Source organism: Pseudomonas entomophila, from assembly GCF_013523125.1.
Classification (GTDB): domain Bacteria; phylum Pseudomonadota; class Gammaproteobacteria; order Pseudomonadales; family Pseudomonadaceae; genus Aquipseudomonas; species Aquipseudomonas entomophila_B.
This window is the reverse complement of the sequence record NZ_JAAMQJ010000029.1, coordinates 26,565-52,843: the sequence shown is the minus strand read 5'-3', so window position 1 is coordinate 52,843 and position 26,279 is coordinate 26,565. Positions and strand designations below refer to the sequence as shown.

23 protein-coding genes are annotated in these 26,279 nt (G+C 66.0%); 9 read left to right on the top strand and 14 right to left on the bottom strand.

Annotated features, from left to right (window positions below; translation table 11 throughout):
* Nucleotides 1–242: 242 nt before the first annotated feature.
* Complete coding sequence (locus tag G7007_RS15225) at nt 243–773, bottom strand: hypothetical protein (RefSeq protein WP_181102945.1); 531 nt, start codon at nt 771–773, stop codon at nt 243–245.
* A 309-nt stretch (nt 774–1,082) separates the two neighbouring features.
* Complete coding sequence (gene cadR / locus G7007_RS15220; RefSeq protein WP_181102943.1) at nt 1,083–1,526, bottom strand: Cd(II)/Pb(II)-responsive transcriptional regulator; 444 nt, start codon at nt 1,524–1,526, stop codon at nt 1,083–1,085.
* A gap of 82 nt (nt 1,527–1,608) precedes the next feature.
* Here cadR and G7007_RS15215 point away from each other — a divergent pair, with 82 nt between their 5' ends.
* Nucleotides 1,609–3,888, top strand: coding sequence for a heavy metal translocating P-type ATPase (locus G7007_RS15215; protein WP_181102942.1), 2,280 nt, complete (start codon nt 1,609–1,611; stop codon nt 3,886–3,888).
* Nucleotides 3,889–3,915: 27 nt separating this feature from the next.
* Here the strand turns inward: G7007_RS15215 and G7007_RS15210 are convergent, their stop codons facing one another.
* On the bottom strand, nt 3,916–5,280 hold the full coding sequence (locus G7007_RS15210) for a GTPase/DUF3482 domain-containing protein (protein WP_181102940.1): 1,365 nt from the start codon (nt 5,278–5,280) through the stop codon (nt 3,916–3,918).
* Nucleotides 5,273–6,652 (bottom strand): DUF2868 domain-containing protein, encoded by a 1,380-nt coding sequence (locus G7007_RS15205; protein WP_181102938.1) that lies wholly within the window; start codon nt 6,650–6,652, stop codon nt 5,273–5,275. The genes G7007_RS15210 and G7007_RS15205 overlap by 8 nt, the downstream gene beginning before the upstream one ends.
* A 75-nt stretch (nt 6,653–6,727) precedes the next feature.
* Here G7007_RS15205 and G7007_RS15200 point away from each other — a divergent pair, with 75 nt between their 5' ends.
* A complete protein-coding gene (locus G7007_RS15200) occupies nt 6,728–7,243 on the top strand; it encodes a dihydrofolate reductase (RefSeq protein WP_181102937.1) in 516 nt (171 codons plus the stop codon).
* A 48-nt stretch (nt 7,244–7,291) separates the two neighbouring features.
* On the opposite strand, the gene G7007_RS15195 is transcribed toward G7007_RS15200, so the two are convergent.
* A complete protein-coding gene (locus tag G7007_RS15195) occupies nt 7,292–8,686 on the bottom strand; it encodes an L-cystine transporter (protein WP_181102935.1) in 1,395 nt (464 codons plus the stop codon).
* Between the two features lie 237 nt (nt 8,687–8,923).
* Complete coding sequence (ilvD, locus tag G7007_RS15190) at nt 8,924–10,765, bottom strand: dihydroxy-acid dehydratase (protein WP_181102933.1); 1,842 nt, start codon at nt 10,763–10,765, stop codon at nt 8,924–8,926.
* A gap of 511 nt (nt 10,766–11,276) precedes the next feature.
* Here ilvD and mgtE point away from each other — a divergent pair.
* On the top strand, nt 11,277–12,332 hold the full coding sequence (mgtE, locus tag G7007_RS15185) for a magnesium transporter (protein WP_181102931.1): 1,056 nt from the start codon (nt 11,277–11,279) through the stop codon (nt 12,330–12,332).
* A gap of 102 nt (nt 12,333–12,434) precedes the next feature.
* Here mgtE and G7007_RS15180 read toward each other — a convergent pair whose 3' ends face one another.
* On the bottom strand, nt 12,435–13,631 hold the full coding sequence (locus G7007_RS15180) for a class I SAM-dependent rRNA methyltransferase (protein ID WP_181102930.1): 1,197 nt from the start codon (nt 13,629–13,631) through the stop codon (nt 12,435–12,437).
* A gap of 75 nt (nt 13,632–13,706) precedes the next feature.
* Complete coding sequence (locus tag G7007_RS15175) at nt 13,707–14,243, bottom strand: type 1 glutamine amidotransferase domain-containing protein (protein WP_181102928.1); 537 nt, start codon at nt 14,241–14,243, stop codon at nt 13,707–13,709.
* A gap of 196 nt (nt 14,244–14,439) precedes the next feature.
* Here G7007_RS15175 and G7007_RS15170 point away from each other — a divergent pair, with 196 nt between their 5' ends.
* Nucleotides 14,440–15,252 carry an HDOD domain-containing protein gene (locus G7007_RS15170; RefSeq protein ID WP_375139502.1) on the top strand — a complete coding sequence of 271 codons (813 nt, stop codon included), beginning with the start codon at nt 14,440–14,442 and terminating at the stop codon, nt 15,250–15,252.
* Nucleotides 15,253–15,255: 3 nt separating this feature from the next.
* A complete protein-coding gene (gene mutM / locus G7007_RS15165) occupies nt 15,256–16,068 on the top strand; it encodes a bifunctional DNA-formamidopyrimidine glycosylase/DNA-(apurinic or apyrimidinic site) lyase (RefSeq protein ID WP_181102925.1) in 813 nt (270 codons plus the stop codon).
* Between the two features lie 43 nt (nt 16,069–16,111).
* Here mutM and G7007_RS15160 read toward each other — a convergent pair whose 3' ends face one another.
* Nucleotides 16,112–16,363: a YfhL family 4Fe-4S dicluster ferredoxin gene (locus G7007_RS15160; RefSeq protein WP_060395321.1), complete on the bottom strand. Its 252-nt coding sequence runs from the start codon at nt 16,361–16,363 to the stop codon at nt 16,112–16,114.
* Nucleotides 16,364–16,472: 109 nt separating this feature from the next.
* On the bottom strand, nt 16,473–16,952 hold the full coding sequence (gene coaD, locus G7007_RS15155; RefSeq protein WP_060395320.1) for a pantetheine-phosphate adenylyltransferase: 480 nt from the start codon (nt 16,950–16,952) through the stop codon (nt 16,473–16,475).
* Nucleotides 16,953–17,248: 296 nt separating this feature from the next.
* Between coaD and G7007_RS15150 the strand changes: the two genes are divergently transcribed.
* On the top strand, nt 17,249–18,103 hold the full coding sequence (locus G7007_RS15150) for a sulfurtransferase (protein WP_181102923.1): 855 nt from the start codon (nt 17,249–17,251) through the stop codon (nt 18,101–18,103).
* A 209-nt stretch (nt 18,104–18,312) separates the two neighbouring features.
* Here G7007_RS15150 and G7007_RS15145 read toward each other — a convergent pair whose 3' ends face one another.
* The 4 genes from G7007_RS15145 to G7007_RS15130 all read right to left on the bottom strand — a co-directional run bounded on the left by G7007_RS15145 (nt 18,313) and on the right by G7007_RS15130 (nt 22,842).
* A complete protein-coding gene (locus G7007_RS15145) occupies nt 18,313–19,305 on the bottom strand; it encodes a hydrolase (RefSeq protein ID WP_181102921.1) in 993 nt (330 codons plus the stop codon).
* Nucleotides 19,306–19,416: 111 nt separating this feature from the next.
* Nucleotides 19,417–20,007, bottom strand: a complete 591-nt coding sequence (gene rsmD, locus G7007_RS15140; protein WP_181102919.1) for a 16S rRNA (guanine(966)-N(2))-methyltransferase RsmD — start codon at nt 20,005–20,007, stop codon at nt 19,417–19,419.
* The gene (locus G7007_RS15135) at nt 20,007–21,494 is read right to left on the bottom strand and encodes a M16 family metallopeptidase (RefSeq protein ID WP_181102917.1); all 1,488 of its coding nucleotides are present in this window, start codon (nt 21,492–21,494) and stop codon (nt 20,007–20,009) included. Before G7007_RS15135 ends, rsmD begins: the two co-directional genes overlap by 1 nt.
* Nucleotides 21,487–22,842, bottom strand: a complete 1,356-nt coding sequence (locus G7007_RS15130; RefSeq protein WP_181102915.1) for a M16 family metallopeptidase — start codon at nt 22,840–22,842, stop codon at nt 21,487–21,489. The genes G7007_RS15135 and G7007_RS15130 overlap by 8 nt, the downstream gene beginning before the upstream one ends.
* A 231-nt stretch (nt 22,843–23,073) precedes the next feature.
* Here G7007_RS15130 and ftsY point away from each other — a divergent pair, with 231 nt between their 5' ends.
* Genes ftsY through ftsX form a run of 3 tightly spaced genes read left to right on the top strand, consistent with a single transcriptional unit; the run spans nt 23,074 to nt 26,269 of the window.
* Complete coding sequence (gene ftsY, locus G7007_RS15125) at nt 23,074–24,579, top strand: signal recognition particle-docking protein FtsY (protein WP_181102913.1); 1,506 nt, start codon at nt 23,074–23,076, stop codon at nt 24,577–24,579.
* Nucleotides 24,576–25,247 carry a cell division ATP-binding protein FtsE gene (gene ftsE, locus G7007_RS15120; protein WP_060395313.1) on the top strand — a complete coding sequence of 224 codons (672 nt, stop codon included), beginning with the start codon at nt 24,576–24,578 and terminating at the stop codon, nt 25,245–25,247. Before ftsY ends, ftsE begins: the two co-directional genes overlap by 4 nt.
* Nucleotides 25,244–26,269, top strand: a complete 1,026-nt coding sequence (gene ftsX / locus G7007_RS15115) for a permease-like cell division protein FtsX (RefSeq protein ID WP_181102911.1) — start codon at nt 25,244–25,246, stop codon at nt 26,267–26,269. Before ftsE ends, ftsX begins: the two co-directional genes overlap by 4 nt.
* Nucleotides 26,270–26,279 lie beyond the last annotated feature (10 nt).

The window sequence follows — 26,279 nt, the reverse complement described above, 5'->3', positions numbered from 1 at the left end:
GAGTGCTGACCTGTCGATCAGGCGCCAACCACCTTGTATAACGCAGATCGTGGCGCTATAGTGGATGTGCGGGAAATAAGAGCAGGGCTCCAAGATCATCAGGCGACATTGGATCTGGAGTGTGGATTGCACGGAGACGCCATCCGTGTGGTAGCGGCAACAGACTCAGGTCTGTTGGCATGTGACCCAGCCCTTCAGGGTTAGCTAAGCAAGCGCTGCGACTACCCTCCCGCGTATCTTCTTCAGTCAAGGGCGCCTTCTGGCGCCTTTGGCGTTTCTGGGATTTGAAAACCCTCGATTACGCCCACAGCCTTTCCATTTGGCGCACGATTACGATAAGCCGTCACCACGCTGTAATAGAGCTGATCATTGTCGATAGGCCAAGCCGCCAATACTGCGCAACCCTTGCGACCCCGAAGCACGATCAAGCGCTCATTCCCCTTCATCGAGTCGAACTCACAGACGATGTTCGTGCCATGCATGATGATGTCGGACACAAAGCGCGGCACGTCATAGACCGTTGGGTAGCCCCACTTTATCAGGTCATGCCCACGCTCCTGCCAGATGTGGCGTACACCGAAGCCTTTGTGGGGCCCGATGTGCTTGCCTGCCCTGAGGTAGATATCCCCACCAAGCTGCTTTAACAACTGACTGGTAATCTTTACCAATCCCCAGGATTCCAGGCCTGTGGAAGGGTGAGCGATGTTGAAATCTTCGTGATGATCGAACTCGACCGGTATCGCCTGAGGCGGCGGTGACTTGAAACGTGACATGCCAGCAATCCTTAACTACCTGATGGCTCCATTCTCACGTCACGACTGGCCGTGTTAGAACCGCACTTTCCGATTTTACAGAATTTGGCGATGCGGATGATCACTGGGTGCCTGCTGCCAGGGCTTTGGATGGACAGCTGAACCAAGGAGATCCTTATGGCATGCGGTGACTAGGCGGAATGAAGGGATATGTGGCTCATGTGTTTCCCTGTGTCATGCAGACCTTCGTAGCTCAGCTACTCATGGGCGCGAAGCCCGCTCGCCTGCGATAGCGCCAGATCACACGCCCCAGACGTCTGCCCCCGATTCCTAACGCTCGTGACTGCGCCCGACGTGCGAATGCTCGACGTCCACCGCCGTCACCGCACCCGTCACCTCCAGGCGCTGAAGGATCGAACATTGCGCTTCCCGGGCCTGGCAGCGCTGGCGCAAATCGGTCAACTGCGTCTGCAAGGCCATCAGCCCGTCGATGCGCGCCTGCACGTGCTCGATGTGCTCGTCGATTAGCGCATTGACGCTGGCGCACTGGTCTTCAGGGCTGTCACGCAAGCGCAGCAGGCTACGGATCTCGTCGAGGGTCATGTCCAGGGTGCGACAGTTGCGGATGAACGTCAGCCGCTCGACATGGGCCTGGGTGTATACCCGGTAATTGCCCTCGCTACGCGCTGGCGCAGGCAGCAAGCGCTCGCGCTCGTAGTAGCGAATAGTCTCGACGGCGCAATTGGTGGCCGCCGCCAGTTCTCCAATCTTCATCGCTCACCTCTTCGAAGATGCTTGACCCTATAGTGGCTACAGGGTGTTCACTTTGGCAATACGCATCTTCGGGGATCTGTCCATGGGCCAGCCTGTCAGCCACGACCATAAACACGCGCATGCTTCGCCCGATCACGATCACGATCACGATCACGATCACGATCACGATCACGATCACGATCATGAGCCCGCCGAACACACCTGCTGCGGCACCCAGGCCGCTCCGACGCAGGTGACATTGACGGACCAGGCCAGCGACGACGCACGCCTAAGCCGCTTCCGCATCGAGGCCATGGACTGTCCTACCGAACAAGGGCTGATCCAGGACCAGTTGGGCCGCCTGCCGGGCATCGAACAGCTGGAGTTCAACCTGCTCAACCGCGTGTTGGGCGTGCGCCACACCCTGGCCGATACGGCCGAGATCCAGCAGGCCATCGCCAGCCTGGGCATGCACGCCGAACCGCTGGCCGACGATGCCGACAGCGCGGCCCTTGGCACACCGACCCGCACGCGCTGGTGGCCCTTGGCGCTGTCCGCCTCGGCCGCGCTGGCGGCCGAAATCCTGCATTTCACCGCCCTGGCGCCGGAATGGGTCGTGGCCGTGCTGGCGCTCGGCGCCATCCTGGGTTGTGGCCTGGGCACCTATCGCAAGGGCTGGATCGCGCTGCGTCACCTCAACCTGAACATCAACGCCCTGATGAGCATCGCCGTGACGGGTGCCGTGCTGATCGGTCAGTGGCCCGAGGCGGCCATGGTGATGGTGCTGTTCACCCTGGCCGAGCTGATCGAGGCCCGCTCGCTGGACCGGGCACGACGCGCCATCGGTGGGCTGATGCAACTGACCCCGGACATGGCCACGGTACGCCAGGCCCAAGGCGACTGGCGCGAGGTGCCCGTGCGTGAAGTCGCGCTGGGCGCGTCCGTGCGCGTGAAGCCCGGCGAGCGCATCGGCCTGGATGGCGAGGTGGTCAGCGGACAATCGACCGTCGACCAGGCACCGATCACCGGCGAGAGCCTGCCGGTGGAGAAGGGCGTCGGCGACCAGGTCTTCGCCGGCACCATCAACCAGTCCGGGGCCCTGGAGTACCGCGTGACCGCCGCCGCGGGCGAGTCGACCCTGGCGCGCATCATCAAGGCCGTGGAGCAGGCACAGGGCGCCAAGGCACCGACCCAGCGCTTCGTCGACCGCTTCTCGCGGCTGTACACCCCCATCGTCTTCGCCGTGGCCCTGCTGGTGGCCCTGGTGCCACCGCTGTTGCTGGGCGGGCCGTGGTTCGACTGGGTCTACCGGGCCTTGGTGCTGCTGGTGGTCGCCTGCCCCTGCGCGCTGGTGATCTCCACGCCGGTGACCATCGTCAGCGGCCTGGCCGCTGCCGCACGCAAGGGCATTCTGGTCAAGGGCGGTGTCTACCTCGAGGAAGGCCGCAAGCTCAGCGTGCTGGCGCTCGACAAAACCGGCACGCTGACTCATGGGCGTCCGGTCCAGACCGACTTCCAGGTCTTGCAACCGACCTTCGAAGCACGTGCCCAGGGCCTGGCCGCCAGTCTGGCGGCGCGCTCCGACCACCCCGTGTCACGCGCCATCGCTGAACAGGGCCGTGCCCAGGGGCTGGCCAATGACCCGGTCGAGGCCTTCACGGCCCTGGCAGGCCGCGGCGTGCGGGGTGAAATCGGCGGACAGACGTACCACTTGGGCAATCATCGCCTGGTCGAAGAGCTGGGTCTGTGCTCGCCTGCGCTGGAAACCGAACTCGATCGGCTGGAGCGCCAGGGCAAGACCGTGGTCCTGCTGCTCGACCCTTCAGGTCCATTGGCGCTGTTCGCGGTGGCGGACACGGTGAAGAGCAGCAGCCGCAAGGCCATTGAGCAGTTGCATGCCTTGGGCGTGCGCACACTCATGCTGACCGGTGACAACCCTCATACCGCCCAGGCGATCGCCGAGCAGGTCGGTATCGATGAGGCTGAAGGCAACCTGCTGCCGGAGGACAAGCTGCGCCTGATCGAGCGTCACGCCGGACAAGGGCAGCGGGTCGGCATGGTCGGCGACGGGATCAACGATGCACCGGCCTTGGCCCAGGCCGACATCGGATTCGCCATGGCGGCGGCCGGCACTGACACGGCAATCGAGACGGCGGATGTCGCCTTGATGGACGATGATCTGCGCAAGATCCCTGCCTTCATCACCTTGTCGCGGCAAACGGCGCGCATCCTGACCCAGAACCTGGCCCTGGCCCTGGGCATCAAGGCCGTGTTCCTGGCGATCACCTTCGCCGGCCTGTCGACCCTGTGGATGGCGGTGTTCGCCGACATGGGTGTCAGCCTGCTGGTGGTCTTCAACGGCCTGCGGCTATTGCGACACTGACACACTTCGCCGCTGGCCAGGACGAGCCTATAGTGCCTGTGCCAGCCGCTCCAGCTGCGCCTGTCGCTCTTCCAGCCGCGCGTTACCCTGCGGGTTGAGCGTCGACCAGCGTGGATGAGCACGGGCCTTGAGCAGCGGCTCGGGCAGCTTGCCCTTGCGCCAGGCCTGCTCGTCCAAGGCGTCGAGCTGCACGCTGCCTTGCGCGGCATGACCCCGGTGATCCAGGGCGACCATCAGCTGCTGTTGGCGCAAGGCCAGCAGGCGCAGCACATCGTCGTGCACCGTCAGCTCACGTTCCCCCTTGAACTTGCCCAGCAGGCGCGAGCCGTAGTTGCGTGCCGTCTGCAAGGCGCCACCCGCCACGGCACCGGTCAGGGCCGCCACGCCCAGGGTCAGCCCACCCAGCAGCAGGTCGACGCCCGCGCCTGCCGCCACACCGGCCGCCACGCCGCCGCCAACCCGCACGCCCAGCACGCGCAAGGTTTCCGGGTTGAACAGGTCGTCACCCCAGCGTCCATCCAGCAGCGGCAGATCATGGGCCGTGGCGTCTTCGCGGCGAAAGGCGTACAGACGCAACAAAGCCTCGACGCACTGTTGCTCACGTTGGCGCACTGTCTGGCGTAAGGCTTCGATGGCCGCCGTTTCAGCCGCTGGCTCGGCCACCACGCTGCGTCGACAGGCGGCGCAATCGAGCAACAGCTCGGCGATCAGCCGCTTGCCCGCCTGCTGGCGCGCGAGCCGTTGCGCCTGCTGATCGTCGATCAGTCGCTGCAAGGCCGGACGGGCGGACTCGAGCAGCAAGGCCAGGCTTTCGTATAGGCGACGTTCGCCGTCCTCGGGTGGCGCGACACTGTCGAAGCGCACCAGCGCGTGCAGGCCGAGCCGGGCCAAGGCCTCACGCCACTGCGGCTCGCGGTGAGTCGGGCTAGTCACGAAATTCAGCACCGGCAGCAGGGGCTTGCCGCAATTGGCCAGCACCTCGAGCTCGTCCCGGTACTTGGCCAGGACCGGTTCACGCGCATCGATCACATAGAGGCCAGCATCACTGGCGAGCAGTTGGCGCAGCACCTTGGCCTCCTGCTCGAAGCGCTGGCGGGCCTCGCTGCCGTCGAGAAAGCGCTCGACCCGTGAAGGGCCGTCCAGTCGCTCGCCGGGGCGATCCAGCCGCTCCAGGTAGTCCAGCAGCGCGATCGCATCCTCCAGGCCAGGGGTGTCGTACAGCTCCATCAGCGCCTGACCGTCGACCGACAGGCGCGCACCTTCGACATGGCGGGTGGTGCTCGGGCGATGGGAGACCTCGCCAAAGCCGACATCCCGGGTCAGCGTGCGCAGCAGCGAGGTCTTGCCCACGTTGGTGTGGCCGACCACGGCCAGTGTCAGCGGCTCAGTCATGCCCATGCTCCAGCCACGTCAGCGGGGAAGTCGAATCCGCAGGCAATCCCAGTTGCTCCAGGGCCTGATGCCAGTCGTCCAGGCGCGCCGGGTCGACGGGCAGGTCCGGCGCGGCAGGCAGCAGCCAGATGCGTGTGTCGCCGGCCGTACGCGCCAGCTCCGCCAGCAAGGCCAGACTGCCGCGATCGGGCGAGCGCAAGGGGTCGCAGGCCACCAGCAGGCGCGCGGGTGGATACTGGCTCAGTTGCTCGAGCAAGCGGTGGCGTGAGGCACGGTTGTCGAGCACGCCGGCCTCCGTGATGCCGGCCGGCAGGCTGGGTGGCCAGGGGCGCTGGTCATCCAGCTCCAGGCCGACCAGCACGGCGCCTCCTGCCGAGGACGCCGCCGGTGCCGCCTGCACCTGGTGCAGGCGCTCGGGCGCGGCATCCTGGACGCCCAGCCGTTCGCTGCTCGGCATCAGGTGGGTACGCAACTGGCCATAGGCAGGCTGATCGAGGTCGAGCGTCAGGCGATCGCGCCCCCGGCGCCAGCGCCACAGGCAGAGCACGGCGAGCACCAGGCGCGGCAGGATGCCGTACACCACCAAGACGCCCAGCAGCCAGCCAGCCCAGGCCTGGCGTGCCAGGTCGAACGACGGTCGATCAGCGCCGCTGCCGCGGATCATGCTCACGTCCGGGACGCTGAAACCCAGCCAGGCAGGCACGGCACCCAGGGCCTGGGTCAGGCTGACGAAGGTGTCGCTGCCCAAAATGGTGGTTTCCCAGACGAAACCATAACGGCGGGTCGCCAGCAGTGCCAGCGCCATGACCAGGGCCGTGCTCAGCGCCAGCAGCCACAGCCCGTGCACCAGCAAGCCAAGCAGCCAGCGGTCCAGGCGCTGGCGCTGCAGCAGGACCAGCAAGGCAGGCGCCAGTTGAGCGGCCTTGGCATCGCGGGCCAGGCGCGCACTGAGCCACAACCACAAGCGCCCCAGCCCCTCGCCGTGCGCGCCCGAGAGGGAAAACCCGATGGCCCAGCCCAGCAACAGCAGCAGGTTGACCCCGAGCAGGCTGCCCAGGGCCCAGAAGACATTGACCGGGCGCTGTCCATCGCCCAGCGCGGCGAATGCCAGGCCGGCGCCACTGAACAGCGCCAGCAGCATCAACCCCAGCAGGGCGAGACGCGCCCCTTGCTTCCAGTGACGCAGGGCATCGACCAGGCCGTCACGGTCCGCCAGCCACAAGGCGCGGCGCTGGATGCGCGTGGTCAGGTCGCCGCCCTGGTGGCGCGCATGGCGGTTGGCTTCCTGATCGTCCAGCGGGCCGGCCTGCGCTTCACGCAAGCGCACCGCTTCGGTCAGCCAGTGTGTATCGAGTTCGGTCAGTTCAGTCACAGCGGCTTCCGTCGGACAGTCCAGGCCACAGCATAACCCAGGCGTTCCTCCATCGGCTTTGCTATCCTCGGACCCATGAAGACCTCACTCCCCCTCAGCCTGATCGCGGCGCTCGCCGAGAACCGCGTCATCGGCATCGACAATCGCATGCCGTGGCATCTGCCAGGCGACTTCAAGTACTTCAAGGCCGTCACGCTCGGCAAGCCGATCATCATGGGACGCAAGACCTGGGATTCCCTGGGGCGCCCGCTGCCAGGCCGGTTGAACCTGGTCGTCAGCCGGCAGCCGGCCCTGCAGCTCGAAGGCGCCGAGGTGTTCTCGTCGTTGGCCGAAGCCATCGGCCGGGCCGACGCGTGGGCGAGGGAGCAGGGCGTCGAGGAACTGATGCTGATCGGCGGGGCGCAGTTGTATGCGCAGGCGCTGGAGCAGGGTGTGGTCGATCGCCTGTACCTGACGCGAGTGGTCTTGCAGCCGGAGGGTGACGCCTGGTTTCCGCCGTTCGATGAGGCGCAGTGGCAGTTGTCGTCTGACCAGCTGCAAACGGAAGAGGGCCGGCCGGCCTACCGCTTCGAGGTCTGGGACAAGCGCTGACCGTTTTTCGGCTGGCGCACTCGGGCGAGTGCGCCAGCGGTCCTTCTCTTAGCCCGTCTGGGTCAGCTCGGCCCGCTCTTCAGTCAGCAGCACCTGCCGATCGGTCTGGCCCAGCAACTGGCTGGTGACCACGCCCGCTGCCATCGAACCGTTCACGTTGAGCGCCGTGCGACCCATGTCGATCAGCGGCTCGACCGAGATCAGCAGCGCCACCAGCTCGACCGGCAGACCCATGGCCGGCAGCACGATCAGCGCGGCGAAGGTCGCACCGCCGCCGACGCCGGCCACGCCCACCGAACTCAGGGTGACGATGGCCACCAGGGTCGCGATCCACCACGGGTCCAGCGGGTCGATGCCGACCACGGGTGCGACCATCACCGCCAGCATGGCCGGGTACAGGCCGGCGCAGCCATTCTGGCCGACCGTGGCACCGAAGGAGGCCGAGAAGCTGGCGATCGACTGCGGCACGCCCAGGCGCAAGGTCTGCGCCTCGATGTTCAGCGGAATGCTGGCCGCGCTGGAGCGGCTGGTGAAGGCGAAGGTCAGCACCGGCCACACCTTGCGGAAGAAGCGCAGTGGGCTGACGCCGGTGACGGCCAGGATCAGCGCGTGCACCAGGAACATCAGCCCCAGCCCCAGGTAGGAAACGGCCACGAAGCTGCCCAGCTTGAGGATGTCGTCCAGGTTGGAACTGGCCACTACCTTGGCCATCAAGGCCAGCACGCCATAGGGCGTGAGCTTCATCACCAGGCGAACCAGACGGATCACCCAGGCTTGCAGGGTATCGATGGCGGACAGGGCACGACCGCCCTTGTCGGCATCGTCCTTGATCAGTTGCAGCGCCGCCAGCCCGACGAACACGGCAAAGATCACCACGCTGATGATCGAGGTCGGCTTGGCCCGTGCCAGGTCGGCCACCGGGTTGCTCGGGATGAACGACAGCAGCAGCTTGGGAATGTCGAGGTTGGCGACCTTGCCGGCGTATTCGCCATGGATGGTCTGCAGGCGCGCCGACTCCTGCGCCCCGGCCACCAGCCCCTCGGCGGTCAGGCCGAACAGGTTGGTCAGGACGATACCGATCAGCGCCGCGATGGCGGTGGTCAGCAGCAGCGTGCCGATGCTCAGCACACTGATGCGACCCAGCGAAGACGCGTTGTGCAGGCGTGCCACGGCGCTGAGGATCGAGGCGAAGATGAGCGGCATGATCATCATCTGCAGCAGACCGACATAGCCGTTGCCGACCAGGTCGAGCCAGCCGATGGTGGTTTGCAGCACGGGGTGGCCAGCGCCATAGAGGGTATGCAGGACCACACCGAACACCACGCCCAGCACCAGGCCCAGCAGCACCTTCTTGGCCAGGCTCCAGTCAGTGCGGCGGGTTTGTGCCAGGCCTAGCAACAGGGCCAGGAACGCCAGCAGGTTAAGCGACAGCGGCAGGTTCATTGAAGCTCCAGCAGTAAAAGGCAGAGGGGGCATCGCCTCTGTGAGCGAATGCGAACCGGAAATCCTAACAGGCTGAAATCAAACGGATTTATACCCAAATGGAATTTATATAGTTCTTTATGGAATAAAGCGCGTCGCTGCTTGAATGTCGAGTCTGCGCTTGGCATGGAGCCGTCTCTGTCTCCGGACAATAAAAAACCGGCGCTCAAGACGCCGGTTTCTCATGCCATCAATGCCTTACAACCCATCAAGCATCGCCTTGTTGCGTACCGCACCCTTGTCGGCGCTGGTGGCCAGCAGGGCATAGGCCTTCAGGGCCGTGGTGACCTTGCGCGGGCGGGTTTCGACAGGCTTCCAGCCCTTCTTGTCCTGCTCGATACGGCGGTGCGACAGCTCTTCGTCGCTGACCAGCAGGTTGATCGAGCGGTTGGGGATGTCGATCAGCACCTTGTCGCCATCCTTGACCAGGCCGATGGCGCCGCCTGCCGCCGCTTCCGGTGAAGCATGGCCGATGGACAGGCCCGAGGTACCGCCGGAGAAGCGTCCGTCAGTCAGCAAGGCGCAGGCTTTGCCCAGGCCCTTGGACTTCAGGTAAGAGGTCGGGTAGAGCATTTCCTGCATGCCCGGGCCACCTTTCGGGCCTTCGTAGCGGATGATGACGATGTCACCGGCCTTCACCTCGTCGGCGAGGATGCCGCGCACGGCACTGTCCTGGCTCTCGAAGATCTTGGCGGTACCTTCGAAGACGTGGATCGACTCGTCCACGCCAGCGGTCTTCACCACGCAGCCGTCCAGGGCGATGTTGCCGTACAGCACGGCCAGGCCACCTTCCTGCGAGTAGGCATGCTCGACGCTGCGGATGCAGCCGTGCTCGCGGTCGTCGTCCAGGGTGTCCCAACGGGTCGACTGGCTGAAGGCGGTCTGGGTCGGGATACCGGCCGGGCCGGCCTTGAAGAAGGTGTGCACCGCCTCGTCATCGGTCTGGGTGATGTCCCACTGGGCGATGGCGGCGGCCATGCTGGGGCTGTGTACGGTCGGCAGGTCGGTGTGCAGCAGGCCGCCTCGGGCCAGGGAACCGAGGATGCTGAAGATGCCGCCAGCGCGGTGCACGTCCTCCATGTGGTACTTCTGGATGTTCGGCGCCACCTTGCACAGCTGCGGCACGGTGCGCGACAGCCGGTCGATGTCGCGCAGGTCGAACTCCACTTCGCCTTCCTGGGCCGCGGCCAGCAGGTGCAGGATGGTGTTGGTCGAGCCGCCCATGGCGATGTCGAGCATCATGGCGTTCTCGAACGCCTTGAAGTTGGCGATGCTGCGCGGCAGGACCGAGGCGTCGTTCTCGCCGTAGTAGCGCTGGCACAGCTCGACGATGGTCCGGCCGGCCTTGAGGAACAGCTGCTCGCGGTCCGAATGGGTGGCCAGGGTCGAACCGTTGCCGGGCAGGGCCAGGCCCAGGGCCTCGGTCAGGCAGTTCATCGAGTTGGCGGTGAACATGCCCGAGCACGAACCACAGGTCGGGCAGGCGCTGCGCTCGTACTCGGCGACCTTCTCGTCGGACGCCGAGCTGTCGGCGGCGATGACCATGGCATCGACCAAGTCCAGGCCATGGCTGGCCAGCTTGGTCTTGCCGGCTTCCATCGGGCCGCCTGAGACGAAGATCACCGGGATGTTCAGGCGCAGGGCGGCCATCAGCATGCCTGGGGTGATCTTGTCGCAGTTGGAGATGCAGACGATGGCGTCGGCGCAGTGCGCGTTGACCATGTACTCGACCGCGTCGGCGATGATCTCGCGGCTGGGCAGCGAATACAGCATGCCATCGTGGCCCATGGCGATGCCATCATCGACCGCGATGGTGTTGAACTCCTTCGCCACGCCCCCGGCACGCTCGATCTCGCGTGCCACCAGTTGGCCCAGGTCCTTCAGGTGCACGTGGCCTGGGACGAATTGGGTGAACGAGTTGGCGATGGCGATGATCGGCTTCTTGAAGTCGTCATCCTTCATGCCGGTGGCGCGCCACAGAGCACGGGCGCCGGCCATGTTGCGGCCGTGGGTGGAAGTCTTGGAACGGTAATCAGGCATGAAGCACTCCTGGCGGCTTGGTCAGGTCATGTAAAGGGAAGTGAGCTTCTCTTGTCCATTGCGCCGAACGTCGGTTGCCATTGGCACGGATGAGGTCGACGACAGCACGGGATCGCCGCGTGCTCGACCAGAGCTCATAAACCCGCCGGGGGATGTCTGGCGATGAATACGATCGATTCTACACCCCTGGCGCGGCGAGGGAACGGCCAGTTGGAGGGTTGGCCAGCCATGACGCTATGGTGTTCCGGGTCAGTCATCACCCGAGTCCCATGTAGGACGCTTCTGAAAATGCACTGATGGGGCAAACGTGGGGCTGACTTCAGTCGCGCCTCTTCCTATGATTGCCGCGCCGCATGTGCGGCTAGACGAGAAACATCTCAATGGACCTTCCCAGTTTCGGTTCCCCAGGAACCTGTCATCTGGCACTGAGCGCGCCGTCGCCAGGGCTACCGCAGGCTTGAGCCCGAGAGGGTGAGGTCCGCAGGTGCCTGGACGGCGCCTGGAGACTCTCATGCACCACGATACCCGCCTTACCCCTTTTTCGAACGATCCACGGCAGGCCGCCCAGGCCCGTCGCGACCAGCTACTGGAACTCGGCCGCTACCGCGAAGGCACTGCTGGCGCGCTCATGACGAGTCAGTACTCGAGCCTCGATCATGGCTTGTGCGCCAGCCAGGCCCTCGACATGTTGCGCCGCGAAGCGGCCGATGCCGAAACCATCTATCAATCCTACGTCTTGGATGGCGCACGCAACCTGCTCGGCACCGTGTCCTTGCGTGAACTGATCCTTGCTGCGCCGAACGTGCCCGTCGAGCAGATCATGACCCGTGATGTGCTCAGCGTGAGCGTGTCCACGCTTCAGGAAGACGTCGCGCGGCTGGTTCGCCAGCATGACCTGCTGGCCGTGCCGGTGCTCGACGAGGCCGGTCGGCTGGTCGGGATCATCACGCATGACGAGGCCATGGATGTGGTGGTCGACGAAGCGACCGAAGACTTCCACAAGGGCGCCTCGATCACCAACCATGTCGGCAACCTGAAGAACGCCACCCTCGGCCTGCTGTACCGCAAGCGGGTGCTGTGGCTGGTACTGCTGGTCTTCGGCAACCTGTTCTCGGGGGCCGGGATCGCGGCTTTCGAAGACACCATCGCGGCGCACATCGCCCTGGTGTTCTTCCTGCCACTGCTGATCGACAGCGGCGGTAACGCTGGCGCGCAGTCCGCGACCTTGATGGTCCGGGGCCTGGCCACGGGTGAAGTGGTCATGCGTGACTGGCTGTACCTGCTCGGACGTGAATGCGGCGTTGCCTTGGCCCTGGGCGGCACCATGGCGGTGGCGGTCGCCGGGCTGGGCGTACTGCGCGGCGGCGCTGACATCGCGGTGATCGTGGCCAGCAGCATGGTGGTGATCGTGCTGCTGGGCAGCCTGATCGGCATGAGCCTGCCGTTCCTGCTCAGCCGGTTCAGGCTCGATCCCGCCACCGCCAGCGGTCCGTTGGTCACGTCGATCGCCGATGCAGCGGGGGTACTGGTGTATTTCGCAATCGCATCGCAGGTGCTGGACATCTGAAGCGGTTGGGCCATGGCGGCTACCCTGCGAGGGGGCCGCCATGCTCCGCGCCATCAGCTGCACGCACTCGAACGAGGAGGGCACGCTCGTGGTCGGGGACCGTCAGCTGTTAGGCAGCAACCGGCAGGTGATGCTCTTGATGTAGCGCGTTTCCGGGATTGCCGGGTGCACCGGGTGATCCGGACCCTGGCCGCCACGCTCGAGCAGTTGCAGGTTACGGTCCAGGTGACGGGCGCTGGTCAGCAGGATGCCGTTCAGGTCGTCTTCGGGCAGGTGCATGGAGCAGGAGGCGCTGACCAGGATGCCGTCCTTGGTCAACAGGCGCATGGCCTGCTCGTTCAGGCGACGGTAGGCGCCTTCGCCATTCTTCAGGTCCTTCTTGCGCTTGATGAACGCGGGCGGGTCGGCGACGATCACGTCGAAACGTTCCTCGGCGGCCTTCAGCTCCTTGAGCGCCTCGAACACGTCGCCTTCGATGCAGGTGAGCGTGTCGGCGATGCCGTTGAGCGCCGCATTACGTTCGACGCCATCCAGGGCGAAGCCCGAGGCGTCCACGCAGAACACCTCGCTGGCCCCGAAGGCACCGGCCTGCACGCCCCAGCCACCGATGTAGCTGAACAGGTCCAGCACGCGCTTGCCCTTGACGTAGGGCGCCAGGCGCGCACGGTTCATGCGGTGGTCATAGAACCAGCCGGTCTTCTGGCCTTCGCGCACCGGCGCCTCGAAGCGCACGCCGTTCTCTTCCAGGGCGACCCAGTCCGGCACCTCGCCGTAGACCGTTTCCACATAACGCTGCAAGCCTTCGGCGTCGCGCGCGGCCGAGTCGTTCTTGAACAGGATGCCGCTGGGCTTGAGCACCTGCACCAGGGCCGCGACCACGTCGTCCCTGTGCTGCTCCATGGTGGCCGAGGCCAGTTGCACCACCAGCACGTCGAAGAAACGGTCGACGACCAGGCCCGGCAGCAGGTCGGAGTCGCCATACACCAGACGGTAGCAGGGCTTGTCGAACAGGCGCTCGCGCAGCGACAGCGCGACGTTGAGCCGGTGGACGAGCAGGGACTTGTCCAGGGGCAGTTTGATGTCACGCGACACCAGGCGTGCGCAGATCAGGTTGTTCGGGCTCAGGGCGACGATGCCAAGGGGCTTGCCGCTGGCGGTTTCGAGGATGGCCTGCTGGCCGGCCTGCAACCCTTGCAGAGGGGTGACGGCGACGTCGATTTCGTTGCTGTAGACCCACAAGTGGCCAGCGCGCAAGCGGCGATCGGCGTTGGCTTTGAGACGAAGGCTGGGCAGGGACATGACGTCGCTCCGAAAAAAAGAGCGGGAGTATAGCGCGTCGGCCACCGCCCAGGCGCGGCCGACGACGGGCGTCGATCAGGATAGGGCGTCGAGGATCGCCTTGTTGAAGGCCGGAATGTCATCCGGCTGGCGGCTGCTGATCAGGGGGCCATCGACCACGACTTCTTCGTCGACCCACTGAGCGCCGGCGTTGCGCAGGTCATCCTGCAAGGTCTTGAAGCTGGTCATGCGACGGCCGTCGACCAGACCGCTGGAAATCAGCAGCCAGCCACCATGGCAGATGACGGCCAGTGGCTTGTTTTCAGTCGCGTGCTTTTTCACGATCGCCTGGGCGCCTTCGCTCAGACGAATGGTATCGGAGTTCTGCACGCCGCCTGGCAGGACCACGGCGTCGTAGACGTTGGCCTGGGCGTCGTCGAAGGTGGCGTCGACGGTGAAATCATCTGCCGGCTTGTCGTGGTTCCAGCCTTTCACCTGGCCGGCTTTCTCGCTGAGGATGTCGACGGTCGCGCCGGCCTGCTGCAAGGCATCGCGCGGACCGGTCAGCTCGACCTGCTCGAAACCATCGGTGACCAGGAAGGCTACGCGCTTACCGCTCAGTGAAGTCGTCATGAGTTGCTCCTCGGTGTTCAATGGGACCTGAGAAACAGGCCTGCGGCGTAGCCTGAAAGTTCCTGAAATTCAAGTGAGCGGTTAGTGCGCGCATGGCGTCAAAGGTTAGAATCGCGTGTCATTACCGAGTAAGCCGTTCATGTCCCATCAGGAACTCACCGCCGAACAGATCCAGCAGGCCTTGCAAGGCATCAGCATCCCGCCACAGCCGCAGATCCTGGTCGATCTGCAGTTCGAGCAGTACATGCCCGACCCGGATCTGGAGACCATTGCCAAGCTGATCTCCCAAGACCCAGGGCTGTCCGGCGCACTGCTCAAGCTGGTCAACTCGGCGCATTTCGACCTGTCCAACAAGATCGGGTCGATCCAGCACGCGGTGAACCTGCTGGGCAGCCGGTCGATCATCAACCTGATCAACGCCCAGTCGATCAAGGGCGAGATGAGCGACGAGACCATCGTCACGCTCAACCGGTTCTGGGACAACGCCCAGGACGTGGCCATGACCTGCCTGAACCTGGCCAAGCGCACCGGGCTGCAGGCGGTGGACGAGGCCTACACCGTCGGCCTGTTCCACGACTGTGGCGTGCCGCTGATGCTCAAGCGCTTCCCCACGTACATGACGGTGCTGGAAGAGGCCTATGCCAACGCCACTGCCGATCACCGCGTGGTGGACACCGAGAACCGTGCATTCAATACCAACCATTCGGTGGTCGGCTATTTCACCGCCAAGTCCTGGCGCCTGCCGGAGCACCTGACTGCGACCATCGCCAACCACCACAATGCGTTGGCCGTGTTTCGCGACGACTCGCCGCGCCACGCCCCGCTCAAGAACCTGCTGGCCGTGCTGAAGATGGCCGAGCACATCTGCGCCTCGCATCGGGTGCTGGGCAACCAGACCGTCGATCACGAGTGGCAGGCCATCGCATCGCTGGTGCTGGATTACATCGGCCTGTCGGAGTACGACTTCGAAAACCTCAAACAGACCCTTCGTGAACTGAGCGGACGCTGACCCATGCCGGAATTGCCAGAAGTCGAAACCACGCGACGCGGGATCGCGCCTTTCCTCGAAGGTCAACGCGTGCAGCGGGTCGTCGTGCGCGACCGACGGTTGCGCTGGCCGATCCCCGAGGATCTGGACGTCCGCCTGTCCGGCCAGCGCATCCTGACCGTCGAGCGGCGTGCCAAGTACCTGCTGATCAACGCCGAGGCCGGTACCCTGATCAGTCACCTGGGCATGTCCGGCAACCTGCGGCTGGTGGAGCTGGGCCTGGCGCCGGCACGCCACGAGCACGTGGACATCGAGCTGGAGTCGGGCATGGCCCTGCGCTATACCGATCCACGCCGCTTCGGTGCCATGCTCTGGAGCCTGGACCCGCACAACCATGAATTGCTCGCGCGCCTGGGCCCGGAGCCACTGACCGACCTGTTCGATGGCGAACGGCTGTACCAGCTGTCCCGGGGCCGGGCCATGGCGGTCAAACCGTTCATCATGGACAACGCCATCGTGGTCGGCGTGGGCAACATCTACGCGACCGAGGCGTTGTTCGCCTCCGGTATCGATCCACGGCGGGCGGCGGGCGGCATCTCGCGGGCGCGTTATCTCAAGCTGGCTGTGGAGATCAAGCGCGTGCTGGCCGCCGCCATCGAACGGGGCGGCACGACGCTGCGCGACTTCATCGGTGGCGATGGGCAGCCGGGGTATTTCCAGCAGGAGCTGTTCGTCTATGGGCGCGCAGGCTTGCCGTGCAAGGTGTGCGCGACCCCGCTGCGCGAGGTGCGGCTGGGCCAGCGGGCGAGCGTCTACTGCCCGCGTTGCCAGCGCTGAGCGCAGGCCGAGAGAGACGCGGTACGCCAGGTGGCAGGCCGCGTCAGACCTTGCCGGTGATCCGGCGGTACTTGGCCATCAGCTCGTCCTGGCTCTCGGGATGGGCCTCGTCCAGCGGGATGCAGTCGACCGGGCAGACCTGCTGGCATTGGGGTTCGTCGTAATGGCCGACGCACTGGGTGCACAGGTTCGGGTCGATCACGTAGATCTCTTCGCCTTGCGAGATGGCAGCGTTCGGGCACTCAGGTTCGCAGACGTCGCAATTGATGCAATCGTCGGTGATGATCAGGGACATGGAGACTCCGGCCGGGGCGCCTGGGCCCGGGCATGTAGATACCGATGCGCGCAATTGTGCCGTATTCGCGCCCGCAGTGCACGCAGGCGCGACGCTCAGGCCGTCTGCGTCACTTCTTGAAGCGTTCGGTCAGCGCTTGGGCGACGGCCGGGTGCACGAACTTGCTGATGTCCCCGCCCAGGGCAGCGATCTCGCGTACCAGGGTCGAGGAGATGAACGAGTAGCGCTCGGAGGGCGTCAGGAACAGGCTCTCGACGTCCGGGGCCAGTTGCCGGTTCATGTTGGCCAGCTGGAACTCGTATTCGAAGTCGGACACCGCACGCAGGCCGCGCAGCAGGACATTGGCCCCTTGCTCCTTGGCGAAGCTGGCCAGCAGCGTCGAAAAGCCGATGACCTCGACGTTGGGCAGGTGCCGGGTGACTTCTCGCGCCAGCTCGACCCGCTGCTCGAGAGGGAACAGGGGGTTCTTCTTGGGGCTGGCCGCCACCGCGATGATCACATGATCGAAGAGCCGCGAGGCGCGTTCGACCAAGTCGCCATGGCCTCGGGTGATAGGGTCGAAAGTACCCGGGTACAACACTCGGTTCATCGCGTCATCCTGGCTGGAGTGCGTGGGGGACTCGGATGGTAGCGCAGCGACCGCGCCCGGCCAAGTCGCGTGGCGTGCCGTCGGCCTCCAGAGGCCTGGGCAGCCACTGCCAGAGCCGTTCGCCTGAGAGGCGCTACGACCAACGTCTAGAGCGGCCATGAAATCACGTTCGGGGCTTTGCAGTGCGGTGCAGGGCGTGTCACCGTACGGGCATCGCCCCATGAATGCAGGCCCTGCCGCGACGTGCACGGCCCACTGCCTGCGGCCCCGACACCTTCGTCCCCCAGGAGACTGACATGCCCCTTGCGCACCTGATCACTGCCGAGCACCTGGCTGAACGCTTGGAAATGCCTGGGTTGGTGATCCTCGATTGCCGCTTCGCGTTGGAGGACCTTGACCACGGCCAACGCAGCTACGCGCAGGGTCATATCGCCGGCGCGCATTTCGCCGACCTCGAACGAGACCTGAGCGGTCCAGTGAGCAAGGGGCGTACGGGCCGACACCCGCTCCCAGCGCCGCAGCACCTGGTCGAGCGGCTGCGTGAGTGGGGCGTGAATGACGACAGCGAGATCGTGCTGTACGACGACGGCCCTGGCGCGTTCGCCGCACGGGCCTGGTGGCTGCTGGCGTGGCTGGGCAAACGCGAAGGCGTCAGCCTGCTGGACGGAGGGCTGAAGGCCTGGCACGCGGCGCACCTGCCGCTGAGCCTGGACCCGCCGATCAAGCGCGTGGGAACGTTCGCGGGGGCGCCCGACCCCAGTCTGCTCATCGACGCCGAGCGCCTGGACAAGCACCTGCAGCGTCCGGAGCAGACCCTGCTCGATGCCCGTGCCCTGCCGCGGTTTCGGGGCGAGGTCGAGCCCATCGATCCGGTGGCCGGGCACATCCCCGGCGCGCAGTGCGCGGCATTCACCGACAATCTGGGACCGGACGGCCGGTTCCTGCCCGCCGAGCGCCTGCGCCAGCGGTTCGAGACATACCTGGCGGGGCGTCCGCCGGAGCGTGTGGTCGCCTATTGTGGATCTGGCGTCACCGCTTGCCACAACCTGTTCGCGATGGCCTTGGTGGGCTATCCGCTGGGCCGCCTGTATGCCGGGTCGTGGAGTGAGTGGATCAACGATCCGGCGCATGCCATCGCCACGGGGGATTGAGACGGGCTTGCCCGCGATGCAGGCGGCGGCGGACCGGACGCTATCGCGGGCAAGCCCGCTCCCACAGGGCCGTGGCAGCCTGCCTCACCGCGGCGTGAGCAGGGAGGTCTGGACTGCCGCGCGGATCTGACAGACCGACGCATCCCCTTGTGTGAGCGGCCTGTGACAGCCGACCTCACTGCAGCGCGATCATGGTGTCGAGGCACGCTTCAGACCTGTTCGAGCAACCACTGCGGAATGCGCCGCTCCAGGTAGTAACGGGGCCGGCGCACGCTGCCCTCCACGAACCCCACGTGCCCGCCACGCGCATGCAGCTCGAAGGTCGTACCGGGTGCCAACTCCTCGGCCGTCGGCAAACTGTGGGCAAAGATGAAGGGATCGTCACGCGCCTGGACGATCAGTGTCGGTGTCTCGATCTGGCCCAGGTAGTACCGGCTGGAGGCCCGTCGGTAATAGTCCTGCGCACTGTCGAACCCGTTGAGCGGCGCGGTGACCTTGCCATCGAAGTCCCAGAACGTCCGCAGGCGTCCGAGCGGCTCGAGACGTTCCAACGCCGCCAGACCCTCCGCCTGGCCCTGCTGACGCAGATAGTCATGCTTGGCGGACAAATGTGCCGACAGCTCACGCATGAAATGCGCCTGGTACACCCGGGAAAACCCCAGTGCGATACGGTCGGCACACTGGTCGAGGCGAAAGGGCACCGAGACCGCCACCGCCGCGCGCAACGCGCTGTCGGCGCCCCGCTCGCCCAGGTACTTGAGCAGCACGTTGCCGCCCAGCGAGTACCCCACCGCATATAGAGGCGCCAGGGGGCGCAGGCGGCGCAGGTGTTCGACCACCTGCGCCAGGTCTTCGCTGATGCCCGAATGATAGCTGCGCGCCAGCCGGTTGGGCTCGCCCGAGCAACCTCGCCAGTTGACGGCCACACTGGCCCAGCCGAGGACCGCCAGCGCTCGTTGCAGACCGATGACGTACGGTGACTGAGAGGATCCCGTCAGCCCATGCAGCACGGCGACGAGCGGGGCCTGTGCCGAGTAGGGGCCATGCCAGTCCAGATCGAGAAAGTCCCCATCGTCCAGCCAGAGGCGTTCGCGTGTGCGTGACAGCCTGGGTTGGCGACGGATGAACGGCCCCCACAGCGTCTGCAAGTGGGGGTTGCTCAAGCCGACGGCGGCGTGGAAGGGAGAGCAATCGAAGGGCATGTGTAGAGCTCCGGATACCGGTGCGCACGGCATCCAGCCGGGTTGGCCGTGGCGCGAAGCCCGTCTGCGTCGACGGGTGCGAGGCAGGCGGGCGGGCCAGGTCAGGTCAGGTCAATGCTTTTGCCACAAGGCGTAATGCACCTGGCCGGTTTTCTTCTCGCGGTGCAGGCGCCAGCTTTCCGGCATGGACAGGGTCGAAGGCGCCGCTTCGCTCTCGGTGTAGATCCAGGCGTGCTCGCGCAGCCACTGGCGCTCCTCGAGTAGCGTGCAGACGGTGGCAAGCAGGCCTTCGTGGAACGGCGGATCGAGAAAGACCACGTCGAACGTCTGCTTCACCGGGCCTTCCAGGTAACGCACTGCATCGGTCTGCAAGAGCTGCCCGCGCGGGCAGCGCAGCACTTCCAGGTTATCCCGCAGGTTGGCGATGGCGGCCGGGTTGGTGTCCAGGGCCACGGCGTCCGCCGCGCCGCGCGACAGCGCCTCGAGCACCAGCGCGCCACTGCCGGTGAAGGCATCGAGCACGCGCGCGCCCTCGATGCTGGGCGCCAGCCAGTTGAAGACGGTTTCGCGCACGCGGTCCGGGGTCGGGCGCAGGCCCGCACCTTCCGGGACGTTCAGGCGGCGGCTGCGCCATTCACCGGCGATGATCCGCACATGGCCCTGGCCTCGGACAGGGCGGGCGGGTTGAGACGATCGAGACATCAGTGCTCCGGTACGCCGAGGGGTGGCTCGGCGGGTGTGTCGGTGGGGGCGGGCAGCGGCTTTTGGGGCACCTTCGGGCCCACGGTGACGATGACCAGCTTGTCGGCGTCCAGGTGGCGACGCATCGCATCCCGAACCTGCGCGACGGTCAGCGCCTGCGACTGCCGCATGAAATCTTCCAGCCAGGTCAGTGGCAGGCCATAGAAGCCGATCACGCCCAGTTGCCCGACGATGCTGGCGTTGCTGGCATTCGACAGCGGGAAGCTGCCGGCCAGTTCGCGCTTGGCGTCGTCCAGCTCCTGCTGGGTCGGCCCGTCCTTGAGGTAGTCGGTGAGAAGGCGGCGCACCAGGCCCAGCGTACCCTCGCTCAGCTCGGCGCGGGTTTGCAGCGTGATCATGAAGGGACCACGGACCTGCATGGGGCTGAACATCGAATACACGCCATAGGTCAGGCCACGCTTCTCACGCACTTCGCTCATCAGGCGCGTGCCGAAGCCGCCGCCGCCAAGGATCTGGTTGCCCAGCGACAGCGCGGGCCAATCGGGATCGGCACGGTCGATGCCCAGCTCGGCCAGCATCAGGTGGGTCTGCTTGGATGGGAAGTCGAGGGTGGTGACACCCGCCTTGGGTTCGCCAGGCGCCGACGGCGGGGGCAGGGCGGCCCCCTTGGGCAGCGCCGAAGACACGTGTGCGGCTATCTGTTCGGCCTGCTGACGATCCAGGTCGCCGACGATGGCGATCACCGCGTTGCCGGCCGCATAGGCCTTGGCATGGAACGCACGCAGTTGCGCGAGGCTGATCGGCGGCACGCTCTCGGGCGTCCCGTCGCTGGGATGGGCGTAGGGATGGGCGGCGTACAGCTGGCTGAACAGGGCCTTGCTGGCGATCCGCTCGGGGTTCTGCTTCTCGTACTCGAAGCCGGCCAGGATCTGGTTCTTGATCCGGGCGAGAGCATCCTGCGGGAACGTCGGCTTGCCGACCACCTGGGCGAACAGCTCGAGCGCCGGTTCGCGCTTGTCGGCGGCGCTCAGGCTGCGCAGCGAGGCGATGGCCATGTCGCGGTACGAGCCGTTGCCGAACTCCGCGCCCAGGCCTTCGAAGCCTTGGGCGATGGCGGTGACGTCCTTGCCCGGAACGCCCTCGTTGAGCATGGCGTTGGTCAACGCAGCCACGCCCGGCGTGTCGCCGTCCTGGCTGCTGCCTGCGGCGAAGGTCACCTGCAGGTTGAACATGGGCAGCTCGCGCGCTTCGACGAACAGGACCCTGGCGCCCTCCTGGGTCTTCCAGGACTGGATGTCCAGCGTGCGCCGGGCAGGTGCCTTGTCATTCAGCGCGGCCAACGATTTCAGGGCGCTGCCAGGAGGAGGGGCGTCCTGTGAGGTGCTGTCGGCCTGGGCCGGGCCGACCAGCAGCAGGGCCAGGGCCATGGCGTGGGCCAGGCCGCCCAGGCCCCAGGGTAGCGAGCGCAGTGCGCGACGATCATTCATGGGCCGAGGCCTCCGGCAGGACGTGGGCGACGCTCAGGCGTTCGCGGGTGAAATAGGTACGGGCGGCGTTCTGGACGTCCTGGGGCGTCACCTGCTTGAGCGCGTCGAGCTCCTGGTCGATCAGCGTCCAGGACAGGCCGACGGTCTCCAGCTGCCCGATGGTGGTGGCCTGGCTGCTGATCGAGTCGCGCTCGTAGACCAGCCCGGCGATCACCTGGGCGCGCACGCGTTCGAGTTCTTCGGCGCTGGGCGGCGTGTTCTTGAGCTCGTCGAGCTGCTGCCAGAGGCCTTGCTCGACGTCGCCCAGGGACTTCTGCTTCTGCACGTTGGGCGTGGCCGAAATCATGAACAGGCTGTCGCCACGGGTGAAGGCGTCGTAGCGGGTGGACGCCCCGGCGACCAGTTCCTGGCCGCGCTCCAGGCGCGAAGGCAGGCGGGCACTGTAGCCGCCGTCGAGCAGGGCCGAGATCAGGCGCAGCGCGTGCACGTCGCGCGGGTCCTTGGCGGTGGCCAGGCCGGGCACGTTGAAGCCATAGAACAGGATCGGCAACTGGGTGCGCAGGTGCAGGGTCAACTGGCGCTGGCCGGGCTCGGCCAGCTCGATGGGCAGCTTGGCTGGCGGCACCGCGCGCTTGGGAATGGCGCCGAAATAGGTCTGTGCCAGGCCTTTGACCTCGTCGACCGTGACATCGCCGACGACGACCAGGGTGGCGTTGTTGGGTGTGTACCAGGCGTTGTACCAGTGGCGCAGTTCCTCGACCTTCATGCGCTCGAGGTCGGCCATCCAGCCGATGGTCGGCGTATGGTAGCCGCTAGCCGGGTACGCCATGGCGCGGAACAGCTCGAGAGCCTTGCCGGTCGGCTTGTCGTCGGTGCGCAGGCGACGTTCTTCCTTGATCACCTCGATCTCGCGGCTGAACTCCTCGGCCGGCAGGCGCAGGCTGGCCATGCGATCGGCCTCCAGCTCCAGGGCGACCGGCAGGCGGTCGCGGGCCAGGACCTGGTAATAGGCGGTGTAGTCGTCGCTGGTGAAGGCGTTTTCCTCGGCGCCCAGGTCGCGCAGGACCCGCGAGGCTTCGCCAGGCCCGAGCTTGGCGCTGCCCTTGAACATCATGTGTTCGAGGGCGTGGGACAGGCCGGTCTGGCCTGGCGTCTCGTAGCTCGAGCCGACCTTGTACCAGACCTGGGACACGACCACGGGCGCGCGATGGTCTTCGCGCACGACCACCTTGAGGCCGTTGTCCAGGGTGAATTCATGGGTGGGTTGAGCGGTGGCGGCATGGCCCGTCAGGGGCAAGCAGAGCGCGCTGAGCAACAGGCCAGCGGCGCGGCGAGCGAGAGCATTCATACGTTGTTTAACCTGTAGGGCGGCCAGCGCGGACTTAGCGTCCGTGGGCCAGGAGGTGCTAGGATACTGATCCGCTTGCCTGGCGACCATGCCTGTTGCCGTTCTCGCCCCGCAGGCCTCACGACAAAATAGTGCGCATGAACCAGGCGGATTCAAAATAGTCTGTTCTGCATTTGAAGAATTCCGATGCGCCGCTGGTGGCCCATCGCTTGCCTGAGATAGCCGTCTCCCATGTTTGGTTCCAACGACGACAAGAAAGCCCCGGCCGATGCTGGCGGTAAAAAAGGCCTGTTCAGCTGGTTTCGCAAGAAGCCGCAGACCCCTGTCGCCGAGCCGCCGGCACCTGAGCCTGTAGCACCGCCGGCTGCCGACGCGCCGCCGGTCATCGAGGAGGCGCCTTCGGTAGTCCCGGCCGAGGCGCCACCCGCCATTCCTCCGCGCGCCGAGGCATTGCCCGAGGCCCCTGTGCAGGCGATGCCCGAGCACATCGACCCTGACGAACCGCCGACCGGCAGCCTGGTGCTGCCAGTGGCCGAAGAGCCCGTGGCCCTGGTGAGCGACCTGACGCCGCAGCCGCCGCCGGAGATTCCCGAGCGTCCGGCGCCCGCGCTCGTCGAGCCTGCTTCGGCAGCGCCGACCCCGGTGATCGCCGAGGCGACGCCGGACGCGCCGGTCGTGTCGCCCGTACCGACGGCGCGCCTGCCCGAGCCGCCTGCGCCGAGCGTGTCCGCACCTGCACCTGCAGCGGCCCCCGAGCCTGAGGCTGAACCCACCCCTGCTGCGCCGACGCGCCCTGAGGAGGTGAAGACCGGCTTCTTCGCCCGCCTCAAGCAAGGCCTGAGCAAGACCAGCGCCAGCATCGGCGAGGGCATGGCCAGCCTGTTCCTGGGGCGCAAGGCCATCGACGATGACCTGCTCGAAGAGATCGAGACACGCCTGCTGACGGCCGACGTCGGCGTCGAGGCGACCTCGGTGATCGTCCAAAGCCTGACGCAGAAGGTCGCGCGCAAGCAGTTGGCCGATGCCGATGCACTGTACAGGTCCCTGCAAGACGAACTGGCCGGCCTGCTGCGTCCCGTCGAGCAGCCCTTGCGCATCCAGTCGCAGAACAAGCCGTTCGTGATTCTGGTCGTGGGCGTCAATGGCGCCGGCAAGACCACCACCATCGGCAAGCTGGCCAAGAAGCTCCAGCTCGAAGGCAAGAAGGTCATGCTGGCCGCCGGCGACACCTTCCGCGCCGCGGCGGTCGAACAGCTGCAGGTCTGGGGCGAGCGCAACAGCATCCCGGTCATCGCCCAGCACACCGGCGCCGATTCGGCCTCGGTGATCTTCGACGCCGTGCAGGCCGCCAAGGCGCGCAACATCGACGTGCTGATCGCCGACACCGCCGGCCGTCTGCACACCAAGGACAACCTCATGGAGGAGCTCAAGAAGGTGCGCCGGGTCATCGGCAAGCTGGATGCCGACGCCCCTCACGAGGTGCTGCTGGTGCTCGACGCCGGCACTGGCCAGAACGCCATCAACCAGGCCAAGCACTTCAACCAGAGCGTCGAGCTGACCGGCCTGGCCCTGACCAAGCTCGATGGCACCGCGAAGGGTGGCGTGATCTTCGCCCTGGCCAAGCAGTTCGGGTTACCGATCCGCTTCATCGGCGTGGGCGAGGGCATCGACGACCTGCGTACCTTCGAGGCCGAGCCGTTCGTCAAGGCGCTGTTCGCCGAGCGAGAGCATCCATGATCCGCTTCGAACAGGTTGCCAAGCGCTATCCCAACGGCCACATCGGCCTGCACGAGCTGAGCTTTCGTGCGCGCCGAGGCGAATTCCTGTTCGTGACCGGCCACTCGGGCGCCGGCAAGAGCACCTTGCTGCGCCTGCTGCTGGCGATGGAACGACCGACCAGCGGCAAGTTGCTGCTGGCCGGGCAGGACCTGGGGCAGATCACCAATGCGCAGATTCCGTTCCTGCGTCGACAGATCGGCGTGGTGTTCCAGAACCACCAGCTGCTGTTCGACCGTACGGTCTTCAATAACATCGCCCTGCCGCTGCAGATCCTCGGCCTGTCCAAGGACGAGATCGCCAAGCGCGTCGATTCGGCGCTCGAGCGGGTCTCGCTGAGCGACAAGGGCGAGCTGTTCCCGGCGGACCTGTCCACCGGGCAGCAGCAGCGCGTCGGGATCGCCCGCGCCATCGTCCACCAGCCGGCCCTGCTGCTGGCCGACGAACCGACCGGTAACCTCGACCCGCGCCTGGCGGCCGAGATCATGGGCGTGTTCGAAGACATCAACCGGCTGGGCACCACCGTGCTGATCGCCAGTCATGACCTGGCCCTCATCGCCCGCATGCGCCACCGCATGCTGACCTTGCAGCGCGGCCGACTGATCGGCGACGGGGAGGCCGGACAATGAGCGATATGCGTAGCCCCAAGGTCTCCGAGCGCGTCGCGCCGAAGGCCGCCGAGGCCAAGCCTGCCAAGCGGCGCGGTCAGCACGACGACGATGGGCCTGAGTTCAAGGCCCTGCTGCGCGCCTGGGTGGAAAGTCACCGAGCCAGCCTGGCCGACAGCCTGCGGCGCTTGGGCAAGCAGCCGATCGGCAGCTTCTTCACCTGCCTGGTGATGGCGGTGGCGCTGAGCATGCCCATGGGCCTGTCGCTGCTGCTGAAGAACGTCGAGCGCCTGGGCGGTTCCTGGCAGCGCGCCGCGCAGATTTCCCTGTACCTGAAACTCGATGCCAGTGGCGCCCAGGGCGAAGCGCTGCGGTCGCAGATCGCCGGCATGCCGGGGGTCTCGGACGCACAGTACGTCAGCCGCGAGCAGGCGCTGGAGGAGTTCCAGCAGCAGTCGGGCCTCGGCGAGGCACTGCGCGAGCTGCCGAACAACCCGCTGCCTGGGGTCGTGGTGGTGACGCCGACCGAGGTCGACAAGCCGGCGCTCGAGGCCTTGCGTCAGCGCCTGGCGGAGCTGCCCCGGGTCGATGTCGCGCAGCTCGACCTGGTCTGGGTCGAGCGCCTGGCCGCGATCCTCAAGCTGGGTGATCGCTTCGTCTTTGGCCTGGCCGTGTTGCTGATTTCTGCCTTGTTGTTAGTCATTGGTAACACTATTCGTCTACACATCGAGAACCGCCGGATCGAGATCGAAGTGATCAAGCTGGTGGGCGGTACCGACAGCTACGTCCGGCGGCCTTTCCTGTACATGGGCGCGCTCTACGGCCTGGGTGCCGGCGTGCTGGCCTGGGGCATCCTGGCCTTCGCGCTGGACTGGCTCAACGATGCCGTGGTGGGGCTTTCCGACCTCTATGGCAGCGACTTCGCCCTCGCAGGAGTACCAGGGGCCGATGGACTTTCACTCTTGATCGGTGCTGTACTGTTGGGGTATATCGGTGCATGGATCGCCGTGGCTCGTCACCTGAACGAGCTGGCACCACGTTAAGTCCTTTTCG

Coding starts and splice junctions, on each gene's coding strand:
- G7007_RS15225 (WP_181102945.1), bottom strand. CDS start 773: ATGTCACGTTTCAAGTCACCGCCGCCTCAGGCGATACCGGTCGAGTTC.
- cadR (WP_181102943.1), bottom strand. CDS start 1,526: ATGAAGATTGGAGAACTGGCGGCGGCCACCAATTGCGCCGTCGAGACT.
- G7007_RS15215 (WP_181102942.1), top strand. CDS start 1,609: ATGGGCCAGCCTGTCAGCCACGACCATAAACACGCGCATGCTTCGCCC.
- G7007_RS15210 (WP_181102940.1), bottom strand. CDS start 5,280: ATGACTGAGCCGCTGACACTGGCCGTGGTCGGCCACACCAACGTGGGC.
- G7007_RS15200 (WP_181102937.1), top strand. CDS start 6,728: ATGAAGACCTCACTCCCCCTCAGCCTGATCGCGGCGCTCGCCGAGAAC.
- G7007_RS15195 (WP_181102935.1), bottom strand. CDS start 8,686: ATGAACCTGCCGCTGTCGCTTAACCTGCTGGCGTTCCTGGCCCTGTTG.
- ilvD (WP_181102933.1), bottom strand. CDS start 10,765: ATGCCTGATTACCGTTCCAAGACTTCCACCCACGGCCGCAACATGGCC.
- mgtE (WP_181102931.1), top strand. CDS start 11,277: ATGCACCACGATACCCGCCTTACCCCTTTTTCGAACGATCCACGGCAG.
- G7007_RS15180 (WP_181102930.1), bottom strand. CDS start 13,631: ATGTCCCTGCCCAGCCTTCGTCTCAAAGCCAACGCCGATCGCCGCTTG.
- G7007_RS15175 (WP_181102928.1), bottom strand. CDS start 14,243: ATGACGACTTCACTGAGCGGTAAGCGCGTAGCCTTCCTGGTCACCGAT.
- mutM (WP_181102925.1), top strand. CDS start 15,256: ATGCCGGAATTGCCAGAAGTCGAAACCACGCGACGCGGGATCGCGCCT.
- G7007_RS15160 (WP_060395321.1), bottom strand. CDS start 16,363: ATGTCCCTGATCATCACCGACGATTGCATCAATTGCGACGTCTGCGAA.
- coaD (WP_060395320.1), bottom strand. CDS start 16,952: ATGAACCGAGTGTTGTACCCGGGTACTTTCGACCCTATCACCCGAGGC.
- G7007_RS15150 (WP_181102923.1), top strand. CDS start 17,249: ATGCCCCTTGCGCACCTGATCACTGCCGAGCACCTGGCTGAACGCTTG.
- G7007_RS15145 (WP_181102921.1), bottom strand. CDS start 19,305: ATGCCCTTCGATTGCTCTCCCTTCCACGCCGCCGTCGGCTTGAGCAAC.
- rsmD (WP_181102919.1), bottom strand. CDS start 20,007: ATGTCTCGATCGTCTCAACCCGCCCGCCCTGTCCGAGGCCAGGGCCAT.
- G7007_RS15135 (WP_181102917.1), bottom strand. CDS start 21,494: ATGAATGATCGTCGCGCACTGCGCTCGCTACCCTGGGGCCTGGGCGGC.
- G7007_RS15130 (WP_181102915.1), bottom strand. CDS start 22,842: ATGAATGCTCTCGCTCGCCGCGCCGCTGGCCTGTTGCTCAGCGCGCTC.
- ftsY (WP_181102913.1), top strand. CDS start 23,074: ATGTTTGGTTCCAACGACGACAAGAAAGCCCCGGCCGATGCTGGCGGT.
- ftsE (WP_060395313.1), top strand. CDS start 24,576: ATGATCCGCTTCGAACAGGTTGCCAAGCGCTATCCCAACGGCCACATC.
- ftsX (WP_181102911.1), top strand. CDS start 25,244: ATGAGCGATATGCGTAGCCCCAAGGTCTCCGAGCGCGTCGCGCCGAAG.